Source organism: Ruegeria sp. AP12 (assembly GCF_056540025.1).
Map to the genome: position 1 here is coordinate 1 of NZ_JBQFVZ010000290.1, position 575 is coordinate 575.

Annotated in this window: 1 protein-coding gene; it reads right to left on the reverse strand. The window is 57.4% G+C overall.

What is annotated here, in order from left to right; genetic code table 11:
• Positions 1–231 precede the first annotated feature (231 nt).
• The coding region (locus ACR0E6_RS22805) for a molybdopterin dinucleotide binding domain-containing protein (protein WP_480587702.1) at positions 232–575 on the reverse strand (344 nt) is incomplete at its 5' end.

Here is a 575-nt window from a genome sequence, read left to right on the forward strand (position 1 = left end):
CATGACCTGCTCGGCCGTTTGATCGTGGGTCATGTACTCGATCTCAGGCAGCATGATCGGCGGGTCCGATACGATCCCAGTTTCCAGTGGAACAGATAAATCGACGAAACGGCGGGGCATCGGCAACTCCATCATGAATGACGGTGACAGGGTTGGCCGCGTGTAAGCCGCTGTCAAGACGCGAAAAAGGCGACCCAATGGGCCGCCTTTTCCGAGTGTCTGGAGTGGAGTTTACTCCGCCGCGATGGCGTCTTCGATCTTTTCGACGCGGATCGCCGAGAACTTGAACTCAGGGATTTTGCCATAGGGGTCGATGGCCGAGTTGGTCAGGATGTTCGCCGCTGCCTCGACATAGGCAAACGGGATGAACACCATATCTTCGGCAATCGCACGGTCGGCACGAACCATGATCTCGATCGAGCCACGACGCGTAGTCAGGCAGATCATCTCGCCCGGTTCAATCCCCATCAGCTTGAGGGTCCGCGGGTTCATTGAGCAGTTTGCCTCTGGCTCAACCGCGTCCAATACCTTGGCGCGACGAGTCATCGAACCAGTGTGCCAATGCTCCAGCTGAC